This is a genomic window from Arthrobacter sp. 10N418, from assembly GCF_056394725.1.
Genome location: NZ_JBFTIK010000004.1, coordinates 147,404 through 161,158 on the forward strand (window position 1 = coordinate 147,404; position 13,755 = coordinate 161,158).

Sequence of the window (13,755 nt, forward strand, 5' to 3'; positions counted from 1 at the left end):
CAATCGGAAGGGCCGGAAAATGAAAAAACTCCCGGTACCGGGGGCCGTGGGCCCCTGGTACCGGGAGTAACAGCAACGGGCAATCGCCCCGCCGCCTCGTTAGAGGGCGGTGGTGCTTCCGCCTGCCGCGGCGATCTTTTCTGCGGCGCTGGCCGAGAATGCGTGGACGGTGACGTCAACCTTGACGGTGATGTCGCCGGTGCCAAGCACCTTGACGGGCTGGTTCTTGCGAACGGCACCCTTTTCGACCAGGTTCTCCACGGTGACTGCGCCACCTTCCGGGAACAGCTCGTTGAGCTTGTCCAGGTTTACAACCTGGTACTCAACCCGGAACGGGTTCTTGAAGCCGCGCAGCTTCGGCAGGCGCATGTGCAGCGGCAGCTGGCCGCCGGCAAAGCCAGCCTTGATCTGGTAGCGGGCCTTCGTACCCTTGGTACCGCGACCAGCGGTCTTACCCTTGGAACCTTCACCACGACCAACACGGGTCTTGGCGGTCTTGGCACCCGGGGCGGGACGCAGGTGGTGAACCTTCAGTGCGTTCTGCTTCTCAGCAGCGGCGCCCTGTGCCTTTTCGGCGGTGTTCTTCTCTGCCATTTACTTCGCCTCCTCTACCTTTACCAGGTGCGGAACCGTGTTGAGCATTCCGACGGTCACGGCGTCGGCGGTGCGGACAACAGTGTGTCCGATCCGCTTCAGGCCGAGGGACCGAAGGGTGTCGCGCTGGTTCTGCTTGCCGCCAATGGCGGACTTGATCTGAGTGATCTCCAACTTAGCGTCGGAGACAAGCACGTTCTTAGCCATGACTCAGACACCTGCCTTCTGGTTCAAAAGCGCCTTCACCATTGCCGGCGGGGCGATCTCGTCGAGCGGGAGGCCGCGGCGTGCTGCCACTGCTGCCGGCTCTTCGAGGCGCTTCAGCGCGTCAACGGTCGCGTGAACGATGTTGATGGCGTTCGAGGAACCGAGCGACTTGGAGAGGATGTCGTGGATGCCCACGCACTCCAGTACTGCACGGACCGGACCGCCGGCGATAACACCGGTACCGGCAGAAGCCGGACGCAGCATGACGACGCCTGCGGCGGCTTCACCCTGAACACGGTGCGGGATGGTGCTGCCGATGCGGGGAACGCGGAAGAATGACTTCTTGGCCTCTTCGACGCCCTTCGCGATTGCGGCAGGAACTTCCTTAGCCTTGCCGTAGCCGACGCCGACCATACCGTTGCCGTCACCGACGACGACGAGGGCGGTGAAGCTGAAGCGACGACCACCCTTGACGACCTTGGAAACACGGTTGATGGTTACGACGCGCTCTACGAACTGGCTCTTTTCGGCTTCGCGGCCACCATCGCGGCCACCACGGCCACCACGGTCGCCACGGCCCTGGCCGCGGTCGCCACGCTCGCCACGACGAGCAGCGCCACCACGGGCGCCGTCGGTGGTAGCAGGCGCAGCGGTCTCAGTTGCCGGAGCAGCTACAGCTTCAGTCACCTGAATGTCCTTTTCGTTATTTTCGGTCACAGTGACAGCCCACCTTCACGGGCGCCGTCAGCAACGGCGGCGATCCGGCCGTGGTACTTGTTACCACCGCGGTCGAAGACAACAGCTTCGATACCGGCAGCCTTGGCGCGCTCGGCGACCAATTCGCCAACGCGCTTGGCCTTGGCGGTCTTGTCACCATCGAATGCACGAAGGTCGGCTTCCAATGTGGAGGCGCTCGCTACGGTCAGGCCCTTGGTGTCATCGACAACCTGGACGAATACGTGGCGTGCGGAGCGGTTGACGACCAGACGAGGACGTACAGCCGTTCCGGAGATGCGCTTGCGGATACGAAGCTGGCGGCGGCTGCGCTGGGCAGACTTGCTCTTGTTCGTACGCTTCTTGTTAATTGCGATCGCCATGGTTACTTACCAGCCTTTCCGACCTTGCGGCGGATGACTTCGCCTGCGTAACGGATGCCCTTGCCCTTGTAGGGGTCCGGCTTCCGCAGCTTGCGAATGTTGGCAGCAACCTCGCCGACCTGCTGCTTGGAGATACCTGAAACAGAGAGCTTGGTCGGGGTCTCTACTGCAAAGGTGATGCCGTTCGGTGCCGAGACGTTGACCGGGTGGCTGTAGCCCAGAGCGAACTCCAGATCAGTTCCCTTGGCCTGGACGCGGTAACCGGTACCGACAATCTCAAGCTTCTTCTCGTAGCCTGCAGTAACACCCTGGATCATGTTGGCGATCAGGGTGCGGGTCAGGCCGTGCAGCGAACGTGAGGCGCGCTCGTCGTTCGGGCGGGCGACAGTCAGGGTGCCTTCTTCCAGGGAAACCTCGATCGGGCTGGGCACAGTGTGGCTCAGCTCGCCTTTGGAACCCTTGACGCTGACGACAGAGCCGTCAACCTTGACCTCAACGCCGGCAGGAACGGTGATGGGGAGACGTCCAATACGTGACATTATTCTCTTCCTTTCCCGTTACCAGACGTAAGCGAGGACTTCGCCGCCCACGCCCTTCTTGCCGGCCTGCTTGTCAGTCAAGAGGCCGGAAGAGGTGGACAGGATTGCGACACCCAGGCCACCGAGCACGTGCGGCAGGTTGGTGGACTTTGCGTAAACGCGCAGTCCCGGCTTGGAAATACGACGAACGCCAGCGATTGAACGCTCGCGGTTCGGACCGAACTTGAGCTCGAGGGTCAGCTTCTTGCCAACCTCCGCGTCTTCTTCTTTCCAGGAGGCGATGTAACCTTCAGCCTTCAGGATGTCGGCAACGCGTGCCTTGAGCTTGCTGTACGGCATGGTCACGGAGTCGTGGTATGCCGAGTTAGCGTTGCGCAGACGCGTAAGCATGTCTGCGACGGGATCTGTCATTGTCATGTGGGCTCTTGCCCTTCCTCATAACGGTTTCCGCCGTGCTGGTTTTTCCGAACAGAATTCGTCAAACAGCGCGGACGGACCTTTTACGTAGCTAGATTAATCTTCGGTCTTGAACGGGAAGCCAAGCGCCTTGAGCAGCGCGCGGCCTTCGTCGTCGGTCTTGGCAGTGGTCACGACGGTGATGTCCATGCCGCGAACGCGGTCAATGGAATCCTGGTCGATCTCGTGGAACATAACCTGCTCGGTCAGACCGAAGGTGTAGTTGCCGTTGCCATCGAACTGCTTGCCGCTGAGGCCACGGAAGTCACGGATACGCGGCAGTGCCAGCGTGACCAGACGGTCCAGGAATTCCCACATGCGGTCCCCACGCAGAGTTGCGTGTGCACCGATCGGCATGCCTTCGCGCAGCTTGAACTGTGCGATCGACTTGCGGGCCTTGGTTACCTGCGGCTTCTGGCCGGTGATCAGGGTCAGATCGCGGACAGCGCCGTCGATCAGCTTGGAGTCCTTGGCGGCATCTCCAACACCCATGTTCACAACGACCTTGACCAGACGGGGAACCTGGTTGACGTTCTGGTACTTGAATTCCTCAGTCAGCGTGTTCTTGATGGAATCGGCGTACTTGGTCTTCAGACGAGGAACCATCTTGCTTGCCGGAGTCTCGAGAGTCTCAGTCATTAGATGTCCTTCCCTGAGCTCTTGGCCACGCGGACGCGCACTTCACGCTTCACGCCATCGCGCTCAACGGTCTCGGTGCGGAAACCGACGCGGGTGGGCTTCTTGGTGGACGGGTCAACCAGAGCCACGTTGGAGATGTGGATCGTGGCCTCGACGACCTCGATGCCACCGGTCTTGGTGCCGCGCTGCGACTGACCGACCTTGGTGTGCTTGGTTACGCGGTTAATGCCTTCAACCAACACGCGGTTGGTGTCCGGGAATACGCGCAGAACCTTGCCCTGCTTGCCTTTGTCGCCGCCGCGCTCAGCCTTGGCGCCAGTGATGACCTGAACGAGGTCACCCTTTTTGATCTTAGCCATGGACTAGAGCACCTCCGGAGCCAGAGAAACGATCTTCATGAACTTCTTGTCGCGAAGTTCACGACCAACCGGTCCGAAGATACGGGTACCGCGGGGGTCACCGTCGTTCTTCAGGATGACGGCTGCGTTCTCGTCAAACTTGATGTAGGAACCATCCGCACGGCGGCGTTCCTTCTTGGTACGGACGATGACAGCCTTGACGACATCGCCCTTCTTTACGTTGCCGCCCGGAATTGCGTCCTTGACGGTAGCGACGATGACGTCGCCAATGCCTGCGTAGCGACGGCCAGATCCACCGAGAACGCGAATGGTAAGGATTTCCTTAGCACCCGTGTTGTCGGCGACCTTGAGTCGCGACTCCTGCTGAATCACTATTTACTCCTTGCGTCGCGCTGGTTCTCAGACCGAAAATCTTCCTACGGAATGAGCCTTGCGGAACGGTTGATCGGGGTGTCTCTTGACCTGCCTGGATTTTGCCAGACCAGGCCTAAACGCCCGTGCCAAAAACATTTGCTTCCCAGACGTTTTCCGACGGATCGGGGCGCGTGGGGGCACTATGCCGTGGCACGATTGTTTACGAGGTTGACGACGGCGCACAAAAGGCGCCATACAAACTCAAAATCTTAGCACGACCGGGCCTTCAGGGAAGAATCGGCCCTACCACAGAGAGCGGCCTCACGCACGGCGGCCACCACCGGCGACGGCGCCGCGCACGGCAGCCGTTCGGGCCGCCGTCGGGCGCCCTCCCCCGCCAGCCCGGCCGGCCGCCGGCATCAACGGCCTGGACGTCCGGAGCGGGGGCCTGCACCGGTCGCCCGATACGCTCCGGAACGCGGAAACCCCCGCTCCCACAAGGGGAACGGGGGTCTCAGCACAGCTCCCGTAACGGGGGCGCTACAGGTGTTACTTGGCCTTCTCGAGGATCTCCACCAGGCGCCACCGCTTGGTAGCGGACAGCGGGCGTGTCTCGGCGAGGAGAACGAGGTCGCCGATGCCGGCGCTGTTCTCTTCGTCGTGAGCCTTGATCTTCGTGTTGCGGCGGATGACCTTGCCGTAGAGGGCGTGCTTCACACGGTCTTCGACCTGGACAACGATGGTCTTTTCCATCTTGTCCGAGACGACATAGCCGCGCTTCGTCTTACGGTAACCGCGCTCGTCAGCCTTGGCTGCGCCGGAAACAGTTTCCGTCACGTTCTCGTCCTTTTCACTCACTTGGCGTCCTCCTCAGTCTCAGCCTCGACCGGCTTTTCAGCCTTCTTCGCTGCGGACTTCTTGGACTTCTTTTCTTCCTTGGCTTCCACAACCGGTGCGGCAACCTCGGCACGAATGCCCAGCTCGCGCTCACGGAGAACGGTGTAGATGCGGGCGATGTCCTTCTTTACCGCGCGCAGACGACCGTGGTTCTCCAGCTGACCGGTGGCGGACTGGAAACGCAGGTTGAACAGCTCTTCCTTGGCCTTACGGAGTTCTTCAACGAGTCGCTCGTTGTCGAAACCGTCCAGCTGTGCGGATGCAAGTTCCTTGGATCCTACTGCCATTTCTATTCACCACCTTCGCGACGCAGAATGCGTGCTTTCAACGGGAGCTTGTGGATTGCCAGGCGCAGTGCCTCGCGAGCAACCGATTCTTCGACACCGGAGATCTCAAAGAGAACCCGGCCCGGCTTGACGTTAGAGACCCACCATTCCGGAGAACCCTTACCGGAACCCATGCGGGTTTCGGCAGGCTTCTTCGTCAGCGGACGGTCCGGGTAGATGTTGATCCAGACCTTGCCACCACGCTTGATGTGGCGGGTCATCGCGATACGGGCAGATTCGATCTGACGGTTCGTGACGTATGCCGGGCTCAGAGCCTGGATACCCCACTCACCGAACGAGACCTTGGTGCCGCCCGTAGCAGCGCCGGAACGACCCGGGTGGTGCTGCTTGCGGTGCTTGACTCGACGTGGGATAAGCATTTAAGCCTGTCCTCCTTCTACTGCAGGAGCAGCAGCTTCAGCGGCCGGAGCCTCTGCAGCAGGAGCTGCTTCGGCGGCCGGACGGTCAGTACGACGACGGCGGTCACCACGGTCAGCGCCGCCCGGGCGGCCCGGACGGTCGCTGGCACCACGGCCACGGGACGGAGCAGCAGCTGCCTGCTGAGCCAGTTCCTTGGCGGTGACGTCACCCTTGTAGATCCAGACCTTCACGCCGATGCGGCCGAAGGTGGTCTTGGCCTCGTAGAAGCCGTAGTCGATGTTCGCACGCAGGGTGTGCAGGGGCACACGGCCTTCGCGGTAGAACTCCGAGCGGGACATTTCTGCGCCGCCCAGTCGACCCGAGCAAGCGATACGGATGCCCTTGGCACCTGCACGCTGTGCGGACTGCATGGCCTTCTTCATCGCCCGGCGGAACGCCACGCGGGAAGTCAGCTGCTCTGCAACGCCCTGGGCAACAAGCTGTGCTTCCATCTCGGGGTTCTTGACCTCGAGGATGTTCAGCTGGACCTGCTTGCCGGTGAGCTTTTCGAGCTCGCCGCGGATGCGGTCTGCTTCTGCACCGCGGCGGCCGATGACGATGCCCGGACGTGCCGTGTGGATATCCACACGGACGCGGTCACGGGTGCGCTCAATTTCGACCTTGGCGATACCGGCGCGCTCCATGCCCGTGGACATGAGCTGACGGATACGGATGTCTTCGCGGACGAAGTCCTTGTACCGCTGGCCGGCCTTGGTGCTGTCGGCGAACCAGTGCGAAACGTGATCGGTGGTGATACCGAGTCGGAACCCGTGCGGGTTAACTTTCTGTCCCACTTAGCGAGCCTCCTCTTTCTCCGGGGTAGCGACTACCACGGTGATGTGGCTCGTGCGCTTCTTGATCTGAAATGCACGACCCTGGGCACGCGGCTGGAACCGCTTCATGGTCGGGCCTTCATCAACAAACGCTTCGCTGATGATGAGGTCACCTTCGTCAAACGCCACGCCGTCGCGGTCCGCGAGGACCCGGGCGTTGGAGATTGCCGACTGAACTACCTTGAATACCGGCTCTGAAGCTGCCTGCGGGGCAAACTTCAGAATTGCCAGAGCCTCATTCGCTTGCTTACCACGAACAAGGTTGACGACGCGCCGGGCCTTCATAGGCGTTACGCGGATGTGACGCGCAATTGCCTTGGCTTCCATTGCTTTCCTTCTCTCGTCTTTGACGTAAGTGCAGGCGCCTAGCGGCGCTTGCCCTTACGGTCGTCCTTGACATGGCCGCGGAATGTCCGCGTGGGAGCGAATTCGCCGAGCTTGTGCCCGACCATCGACTCAGTGACAAACACCGGGATGTGCTTGCGTCCGTCGTGCACGGCGATCGTGTGTCCGAGCATGTCGGGGACGATCATCGAACGGCGGGACCAGGTCTTGATGACGTTCTTGGTGCCCTTTTCGTTTTCCCTGGCTACCTTTACAAAGAGGTGCTGGTCAACGAAAGGACCTTTTTTCAGGCTGCGTGGCATGTGTCCAGGCTCCTATCGCTTGTTCTTGCCAGTACGACGGCGACGAACAATAAGCTTGTCGCTCTCTTTGTTGGGACGGCGGGTGCGGCCTTCGCGCTTACCGTTCGGGTTGACGGGGTGACGTCCACCGGACGTCTTACCCTCGCCACCACCGTGCGGGTGGTCAACCGGGTTCATGGCTACACCACGGACGGTCGGGCGAACGCCCTTCCACCGCATACGGCCGGCCTTGCCCCAGTTGATGTTCGACTGCTCGGCATTGCCGACCTCGCCGATGGATGCACGGCAGCGCACGTCGACGTTGCGGATTTCGCCGGAAGGCAGTCGCAGCTGGGCGAAACGGCCTTCCTTTGCAACGAGCTGGATCGAGGCGCCTGCGGAGCGGCCCATCTTGGCGCCGCCGCCCGGACGCAGTTCGACTGCGTGGATTACGGTACCGACGGGGATGTTTCGCAGCGGCAGGTTATTGCCGGGCTTGATGTCAGCGTCGGCGCCGGCCTCTACGAAATCGCCCTGGGACAGCTTGTTCGGGGCGATGATGTAACGCTTGGTGCCATCAACGTAGTGCAGGAGAGCGATGCGAGCCGTGCGGTTCGGGTCGTACTCGATTTCGGCAACGCGGGCGTTGACGCCGTCCTTGTCGTGGCGACGGAAGTCGATCAGACGGTACTGGCGCTTGTGGCCACCACCCTTGTGACGGGTCGTGATCTTACCGGAGTTGTTACGGCCGCCCTTTTTGGGCAGCGGACGTACCAACGACTTTTCCGGCGTCGACCGCGTGATTTCAGTGAAGTCCGCTACGCTCGAGCCGCGACGGCCCGGTGTAGTCGGCTTATATTTACGGATTCCCATAATTTATTTCCTCGTTAAAGTGGTCTCCGCTACGAGAGCGGACCGCCGAAGATGTCGATAGTGCCTTCTTTGAGGCTCACAATTGCACGCTTGGTGTTCTTGCGGGTACCCCATCCGAATTTGGTGCGCTTGCGCTTACCGGCACGGTTGATGGTGTTGATCGATTCGACCTTGACGGAGAAAATCTTCTCCACGGCCAGCTTGATCTCGGTCTTGTTCGAGCGGGGGTCCACCAGGAAGGTGTACTTGCCCTCGTCGATCAGGCCGTAGCTCTTTTCCGAGACGACGGGTGCAAGCACGACGTCGCGCGGGTCTTTGATGGTGGCTGCGCTCACTTGGCATCCTCCTCGGTCTTTGCAGCCTTGTCAGCAACGAATGCTTCGTAGGCAGCCTTGGTGAAGACTACGTCGTCGGAAACGAGAACGTCGTAGGTGTTCAGCTGGTCTGCGTACAGAACGTGAACATCCTCGAGGTTGCGCACGGACAGTGCTGCAACATCGTTGGCGCGGTCAATGACGACGAGCAGGTTCTTGCGCTCGGAGATTCCGCGCAGCGTTGCCAGTGCTTCCTTGGAGGACGGCTTGGAGCCGGCGACCAGGTCAGCAACAACGTGGATGCGTCCGTTACGGGCGCGGTCAGAGAGAGCGCCGCGCAGTGCAGCAGCAATCATCTTCTTGGGGGTGCGCTGGCTGTAGTCACGCGGCGTGGGGCCGTGGACAACGCCACCACCGGTCATGTGAGGAGCACGGATTGAACCCTGACGGGCGCGGCCGGTGCCCTTCTGCTTGAACGGCTTGCGGCCTGCACCGGAAACTTCGGCGCGGGTCTTGGTCTTGTGGGTACCCTGGCGAGCAGCAGCGAGCTGGGCAACGACGACCTGGTGCAGCAGCGGCACGTTGGTCTGTACGTCGAAGATCTCTGCAGGCAGGTCAACCTTGACAGTGCTAGTCATTGAACTAGGCTCCCTTCACGGCGGTGCGTACGAGTACGACCTGGCCGCGGGCGCCGGGGACGGCGCCCTTGATCAGGAGCAGCGACTTCTCGACGTCAACCGCGTGGACCGTGAGGTTCAGCGTGGTGTGACGAACGGCGCCCATGCGGCCGGCCATTTTCATGCCCTTGAAGACGCGGCTCGGGGTGGATGCGCCACCGATTGAACCGGGCTTACGGTGGTTCTTGTGGGCACCGTGGGAAGCTCCAACGCCGTGGAAGCCGTGACGCTTCATAACACCGGCGAAGCCCTTACCCTTGGTGGTGCCAACGACGTCGATCTTCTGGCCGGCTTCGAAGAGCTCCACGGAGAGCTCCTGGCCCAGCTCGTAAGAGTCAGCATCTGCAGTGCGCAGTTCTACGACGTGGCGGCGAGGCGTGACGCCTGCCTTTTCAAAGTGACCAGCCAGCGGCTTGGTGACCTTGCGGGAATCGATCTGGCCGTAGCCGATCTGAACGGCGACATAGCCATCAGTTTCTGCGTTGCGCAGCTGCGTGATGACGTTCGAGTCAGCCTGGACCACAGTGACGGGGATGAGCTTGTTGTTCTCGTCCCAGACCTGGGTCATGCCGAGCTTCGTGCCCAGCAGGCCCTTTACGTTACGGGTTGCGGTCATAGTCTCTCAGCACCTCCCTACAGCTTGATTTCGATGTTCACGTCGGCCGGCAGGTCGAGACGCATGAGCGAATCAACAGCCTTGGGCGTGGGGTCGATAATGTCGATCAGACGCTTGTGAGTACGCATTTCAAAGTGCTCACGGCTGTCCTTGTACTTGTGCGGAGAGCGGATGACGCAGTAGATGTTCTTCTCCGTCGGAAGCGGCACAGGGCCAACTACCGTGGCGCCTGCGCGCGTGACCGTCTCAACGATCTTCCGTGCTGAAGAGTCAATGACCTCGTGGTCATATGACTTCAGCCGGATGCGGATTTTTTGTCCCGCCATGTCGCCTGACTCTCTTTCAGTCTGTGCTTCCCCTGTTTGGGGCTGCCCTGTTTACTTACACGTTGTGTGGCTGCCGAAGCATTTGAAGTCGTGACTACCACCCGCCGCACAAGCTGAATCCGGATGAATCCGGGTTCCTCAACCTGCCGGCGTAACCGACCCCCGCGGTCGGGCGTGTCGCGCTTTTCACGCGTACTCGTCCGCAGTTCCATGGGGAGTGGGTTATGTTTGGTCTCTTACTTGGACCCTGACACCCGGCATTATCCGGATCGGGACGCGAAAGAGCGCTTGAACAACTCATCTAGTATGCCGGAATTTACGGGCAGAAGCGAATCAGCAGCGGCAGCGGGCCCTGTGGTCATTGCCCTGAGCAACACCCGAATGGATGATAGGGACATGACTGTGCAGGATTCTGTAGCAGTTCAGGCCCTTGCCGCACGCCTGAGCCCCAACTTCACCCTCGGCGTGGCCTCGGCGGCCTTCCAGATCGAAGGCGCCCTCTCGGCGGGTGGCCGCGGGCCGTCCGGCTGGGACGCTTTTTCCGAGAAACCCGGCAGCATCCTGGACGGGCACTCCCCCGCCGTGGCCTGCGACCACTACAACCGGGCGCCGGAAGACATCGAACTCATGCGGACCCTCGGCGTTGACTCCTACCGGTTCTCGCTCTCCTGGCCGCGGATTCAGCCCGACGGCACGGGCCCCTTCAACGAGGAGGGCCTGGACTTCTACGACCGGCTGATCGACCAGCTGCTCGAAGCCGGCATCTCCCCCATGGCCACTTTGTACCACTGGGACACACCGCTCCCCCTCGAACACCGCGGCGGCTGGATGAACCGTTCCACCGCGGAACGCTTCGCCGAGTACTGTGCGGCCGCCGGCAAACGCTTCGGGGACCGCGTGGCGCAGTGGGTGACCCTGAACGAGCCGGTCTCGGTGACCCTCAACGGCTACGCCCTGGGCGTCCATGCACCCGGCCACGGCCTCTTGTTCGACGCGCTGCCCTCGGTCCACCACCAGCTCCTGGGCCATGGCCTGGCCGTGCAGGCGCTGCGCGCCGCGGGCGTCACGGGAACCGTGGGCGTGACGAACCTGCACGCGCCGGTCCGGCCCGCTTCCCGGTCCATCACCGACCGGCTCCTGGCAACGGTCTTCGACCTCATGCTGAACAGGATCTACGCCGACCCGATCCTCCTGGGGCGCTATCCGAAGCCGCCGCTCGTCGCCAGGCCGTGGTTCCGTTCACTCGGCAGGATCTCCGATGCGGACCTGGTGGATATCCACCAGCCCCTCGACTTCTACGGCGTGAACTATTACTACCCCGTGAAGGTCGCCACCGGGCGCGGCACCGGCGCCAGCCCGGCCGGCAACGCGGATGCCATGCTGAAGATGCCGTTCCATCTCGCAGATTTCCCCGAGTACGGGACCACCGGATTCGGCTGGCCGGTCGCGCCGGACCACCTCGGTGTCCTGCTCCGCGAGTTGAAGGACCGCTATGCCGGGTCGCTGCCGCCGCTGTACATCACTGAAAGCGGTGCAAGCTTTCCGGAACCCGAGCACGTGGCCGGGCCGATCCCGGACGCGGAGCGGATCAGCTACCTGGCGGCCCACCTCCATCATGCACTGGAGGCCACCGCACCGGGGGGCATTGCCGAGGACGTTGAGCTCCTGGGCTATTACGTCTGGACCCTCATGGACAACTTCGAGTGGGCAGCCGGTTATTCGCAGCGCTTCGGCCTCGTGCACGTGGACTTCAAGACCCTCAAGCGCACGCCCAAGGACTCCTACTACTGGTACCAGGCGCTCGCCCGGGCGCGGCGGGCTTGACGCGCAGGACCGCCGCGGCCAGGGCAGGGACGGCCAGACAGGGTTCGGGACCGCAGGGTTCGGTGCCGCAGATCCCGGAGGCTACTGGTTCCTGTTCGCGCGGTTGATGCGTTTGGCGCGCTCGATCTCATGGCGGAAGTGCTTCTTCGCCCACAACACGCCGGCGACCACGGCGGCGGCCACCAGCAGGAAAATCAACCAGCCCATCGTGAGCTCCTTTCGTTGCCTGTAACGGTAGCAGGAAGTTAAAGCGAACAGCCCCGCTGCCAGTGCAGCGGGGCTGTTCCAATCTTCACGGTGGCCGTCAGACGGCCCGTCCGGTCAGAGGGCTAAACACAGATCGACAAGTATTACTTGAGGATCTTGGTAACGCGTCCCGAACCAACGGTGCGGCCGCCTTCGCGGATAGCGAAGCCGAGGCCCTCTTCCATAGCGATCGGCTGGATGAGCGCAACGGTCATCTCAGTGTTGTCGCCAGGCATAACCATTTCCGTGCCTTCCGGCAGGGTGATAACGCCGGTTACGTCCGTGGTGCGGAAGTAGAACTGCGGGCGGTAGTTGGAGTAGAACGGGTTGTGACGTCCACCTTCGTCCTTGGAGAGGATGTAGACGTTAGCCTCGAAGTCGGTGTGCGGGGTAATGGAACCCGGCTTGACGACAACCTGGCCACGCTCAACATCGTCACGCTTCAGACCGCGGAGCAGGAGGCCACAGTTCTCGCCGGCCCATGCTTCGTCGAGCTGCTTGTGGAACATCTCGATACCGGTAACCGTGGTCTTCTGGACCGGGCGGATGCCGACGATCTCGACCTCGGAGTTGATGGCGAGGGTTCCACGCTCGGCGCGGCCCGTTACAACGGTGCCACGGCCGGTGATCGTGAAGACGTCTTCGATCGGCATCAGGAACGGCTTGTCACGGTCACGTACGGGGTCCGGAACGGACTCGTCGACAGCTTCCATGAGGTCCTCGACGGACTTGACCCAAACCGGGTCGCCTTCGAGAGCCTTCAGACCGGAAACGCGCACAACCGGAGCGTTGTCGCCGTCGAAGCCCTGAGCCGAAAGCAGCTCGCGGACTTCCATTTCGACGAGGTCGAGGAGCTCTTCGTCGTCAACCATGTCCGACTTGTTCAGTGCGACCAGCAGGTAGGGAACACCAACCTGGCGGGCGAGCAGAACGTGCTCACGGGTCTGAGCCATCGGGCCGTCAGTGGCGGCAACCACGAGGATTGCACCGTCCATCTGTGCAGCACCGGTGATCATGTTCTTGATGTAGTCAGCGTGACCGGGGGCGTCTACGTGTGCGTAGTGGCGCTTCTCGGTCTGGTACTCAACGTGGGAGATGTTGATGGTAATGCCGCGCTGACGCTCTTCGGGAGCAGAGTCAATGGACGCGAAGTCGCGCTGCTCGTTGAGTGTCGGGTACTTGTCGTACAGCACCTTGGAAATCGCGGCCGTCAACGTCGTCTTACCGTGGTCAACGTGACCAATGGTGCCGATGTTAACGTGCGGCTTAGTCCGCTCGAACTTTGCCTTTGCCACAGGTTCCTCCTAGAACGTTTTCAAATGACTTACCCTCCGGCCGCGCTTGTCGCGGCAGAAACTTCAGTAAGTCTACTTGGGGGGCTTTGGATTGGTGAAATTGCAGATTCAGGAACTAATACTAGTCCCTCGAGCCTGTTCGCGCAGATGGCCGGATTTCGGTCAGACCGGAAGCCGGCCATCTACACCAGGTGAATCTCCGGGATCGGAAACGCACCCGAGTTTGTTGCTGCGATA

The 13,755-nt window shown here is 61.6% G+C and carries 23 protein-coding genes; 1 reads left to right on the forward strand and 22 read right to left on the reverse strand.

Translation table 11 applies throughout. From position 1 onward, the window contains the following. Window positions 1-99: 99 nt before the first annotated feature. From rplO to rpsJ, 20 genes are all read right to left on the reverse strand, one after another. Window positions 100-594: a 50S ribosomal protein L15 gene (gene rplO / locus AC1DCZ_RS04765; protein ID WP_011692793.1), complete on the reverse strand. Its 495-nt coding sequence runs from the start codon at window positions 592-594 to the stop codon at window positions 100-102. Then, the gene (gene rpmD / locus AC1DCZ_RS04770) at window positions 595-801 is read right to left on the reverse strand and encodes a 50S ribosomal protein L30 (protein WP_018773676.1); all 207 of its coding nucleotides are present in this window, start codon (window positions 799-801) and stop codon (window positions 595-597) included. A 3-nt stretch (window positions 802-804) separates the two neighbouring features. Further along, window positions 805-1,488: a 30S ribosomal protein S5 gene (gene rpsE / locus AC1DCZ_RS04775; protein WP_301226746.1), complete on the reverse strand. Its 684-nt coding sequence runs from the start codon at window positions 1,486-1,488 to the stop codon at window positions 805-807. Between the two features lie 26 nt (window positions 1,489-1,514). Then, window positions 1,515-1,898: a 50S ribosomal protein L18 gene (gene rplR, locus AC1DCZ_RS04780; RefSeq protein ID WP_091251989.1), complete on the reverse strand. Its 384-nt coding sequence runs from the start codon at window positions 1,896-1,898 to the stop codon at window positions 1,515-1,517. A 2-nt stretch (window positions 1,899-1,900) separates the two neighbouring features. Then, the gene (gene rplF, locus AC1DCZ_RS04785; RefSeq protein ID WP_476894033.1) at window positions 1,901-2,437 is read right to left on the reverse strand and encodes a 50S ribosomal protein L6; all 537 of its coding nucleotides are present in this window, start codon (window positions 2,435-2,437) and stop codon (window positions 1,901-1,903) included. Window positions 2,438-2,455: 18 nt separating this feature from the next. Continuing rightward, window positions 2,456-2,854: a 30S ribosomal protein S8 gene (gene rpsH / locus AC1DCZ_RS04790; RefSeq protein ID WP_018773673.1), complete on the reverse strand. Its 399-nt coding sequence runs from the start codon at window positions 2,852-2,854 to the stop codon at window positions 2,456-2,458. Between the two features lie 96 nt (window positions 2,855-2,950). Continuing rightward, entirely contained in the window at window positions 2,951-3,532 is a 582-nt protein-coding gene (gene rplE, locus AC1DCZ_RS04795; RefSeq protein ID WP_476894032.1) for a 50S ribosomal protein L5, read from the reverse strand. Next, window positions 3,532-3,891, reverse strand: a complete 360-nt coding sequence (rplX, locus tag AC1DCZ_RS04800; protein WP_476894031.1) for a 50S ribosomal protein L24 — start codon at window positions 3,889-3,891, stop codon at window positions 3,532-3,534. The genes rplE and rplX overlap by 1 nt, the downstream gene beginning before the upstream one ends. 3 nt (window positions 3,892-3,894) lie before the next feature. After that, window positions 3,895-4,263 (reverse strand): 50S ribosomal protein L14, encoded by a 369-nt coding sequence (gene rplN, locus AC1DCZ_RS04805; RefSeq protein WP_003803789.1) that lies wholly within the window; start codon window positions 4,261-4,263, stop codon window positions 3,895-3,897. A gap of 531 nt (window positions 4,264-4,794) precedes the next feature. Then, entirely contained in the window at window positions 4,795-5,103 is a 309-nt protein-coding gene (gene rpsQ, locus AC1DCZ_RS04810) for a 30S ribosomal protein S17 (RefSeq protein ID WP_476894030.1), read from the reverse strand. Continuing rightward, on the reverse strand, window positions 5,100-5,429 hold the full coding sequence (gene rpmC / locus AC1DCZ_RS04815) for a 50S ribosomal protein L29 (protein ID WP_476894029.1): 330 nt from the start codon (window positions 5,427-5,429) through the stop codon (window positions 5,100-5,102). The genes rpsQ and rpmC overlap by 4 nt, the downstream gene beginning before the upstream one ends. A 2-nt stretch (window positions 5,430-5,431) precedes the next feature. Continuing rightward, window positions 5,432-5,848 (reverse strand): 50S ribosomal protein L16, encoded by a 417-nt coding sequence (gene rplP, locus AC1DCZ_RS04820; RefSeq protein ID WP_123257072.1) that lies wholly within the window; start codon window positions 5,846-5,848, stop codon window positions 5,432-5,434. Next, window positions 5,849-6,682, reverse strand: a complete 834-nt coding sequence (gene rpsC, locus AC1DCZ_RS04825; RefSeq protein ID WP_354169337.1) for a 30S ribosomal protein S3 — start codon at window positions 6,680-6,682, stop codon at window positions 5,849-5,851. It lies immediately after the preceding gene. Continuing rightward, the gene (gene rplV / locus AC1DCZ_RS04830; protein ID WP_003803798.1) at window positions 6,683-7,048 is read right to left on the reverse strand and encodes a 50S ribosomal protein L22; all 366 of its coding nucleotides are present in this window, start codon (window positions 7,046-7,048) and stop codon (window positions 6,683-6,685) included. A gap of 38 nt (window positions 7,049-7,086) precedes the next feature. Continuing rightward, window positions 7,087-7,368, reverse strand: a complete 282-nt coding sequence (rpsS, locus tag AC1DCZ_RS04835) for a 30S ribosomal protein S19 (RefSeq protein ID WP_018773666.1) — start codon at window positions 7,366-7,368, stop codon at window positions 7,087-7,089. A 12-nt stretch (window positions 7,369-7,380) separates the two neighbouring features. Then, complete coding sequence (gene rplB / locus AC1DCZ_RS04840) at window positions 7,381-8,220, reverse strand: 50S ribosomal protein L2 (RefSeq protein ID WP_476894028.1); 840 nt, start codon at window positions 8,218-8,220, stop codon at window positions 7,381-7,383. A 29-nt stretch (window positions 8,221-8,249) separates the two neighbouring features. Then, window positions 8,250-8,555, reverse strand: coding sequence for a 50S ribosomal protein L23 (gene rplW / locus AC1DCZ_RS04845; protein WP_018773664.1), 306 nt, complete (start codon window positions 8,553-8,555; stop codon window positions 8,250-8,252). After that, window positions 8,552-9,172, reverse strand: a complete 621-nt coding sequence (gene rplD / locus AC1DCZ_RS04850) for a 50S ribosomal protein L4 (RefSeq protein WP_476894027.1) — start codon at window positions 9,170-9,172, stop codon at window positions 8,552-8,554. The genes rplW and rplD overlap by 4 nt, the downstream gene beginning before the upstream one ends. A 4-nt stretch (window positions 9,173-9,176) precedes the next feature. Beyond that, window positions 9,177-9,827 carry a 50S ribosomal protein L3 gene (rplC, locus tag AC1DCZ_RS04855; protein ID WP_264354707.1) on the reverse strand — a complete coding sequence of 217 codons (651 nt, stop codon included), beginning with the start codon at window positions 9,825-9,827 and terminating at the stop codon, window positions 9,177-9,179. A gap of 17 nt (window positions 9,828-9,844) precedes the next feature. Further along, the gene (rpsJ, locus tag AC1DCZ_RS04860; RefSeq protein ID WP_024366135.1) at window positions 9,845-10,153 is read right to left on the reverse strand and encodes a 30S ribosomal protein S10; all 309 of its coding nucleotides are present in this window, start codon (window positions 10,151-10,153) and stop codon (window positions 9,845-9,847) included. Between the two features lie 396 nt (window positions 10,154-10,549). On the opposite strand from rpsJ, the gene AC1DCZ_RS04865 reads away from it, so the two are divergent. Then, window positions 10,550-11,977, forward strand: coding sequence for a GH1 family beta-glucosidase (locus AC1DCZ_RS04865; RefSeq protein ID WP_476973594.1), 1,428 nt, complete (start codon window positions 10,550-10,552; stop codon window positions 11,975-11,977). A gap of 81 nt (window positions 11,978-12,058) precedes the next feature. Here the strand turns inward: AC1DCZ_RS04865 and AC1DCZ_RS04870 are convergent, their stop codons facing one another. Both AC1DCZ_RS04870 and tuf read right to left on the reverse strand, forming a co-directional pair. Then, window positions 12,059-12,184 (reverse strand): hypothetical protein, encoded by a 126-nt coding sequence (locus AC1DCZ_RS04870; protein WP_476973595.1) that lies wholly within the window; start codon window positions 12,182-12,184, stop codon window positions 12,059-12,061. 143 nt (window positions 12,185-12,327) lie between these two features. Then, window positions 12,328-13,518 carry an elongation factor Tu gene (tuf, locus tag AC1DCZ_RS04875; RefSeq protein WP_024366002.1) on the reverse strand — a complete coding sequence of 397 codons (1,191 nt, stop codon included), beginning with the start codon at window positions 13,516-13,518 and terminating at the stop codon, window positions 12,328-12,330. Window positions 13,519-13,755: the final 237 nt, after the last annotated feature.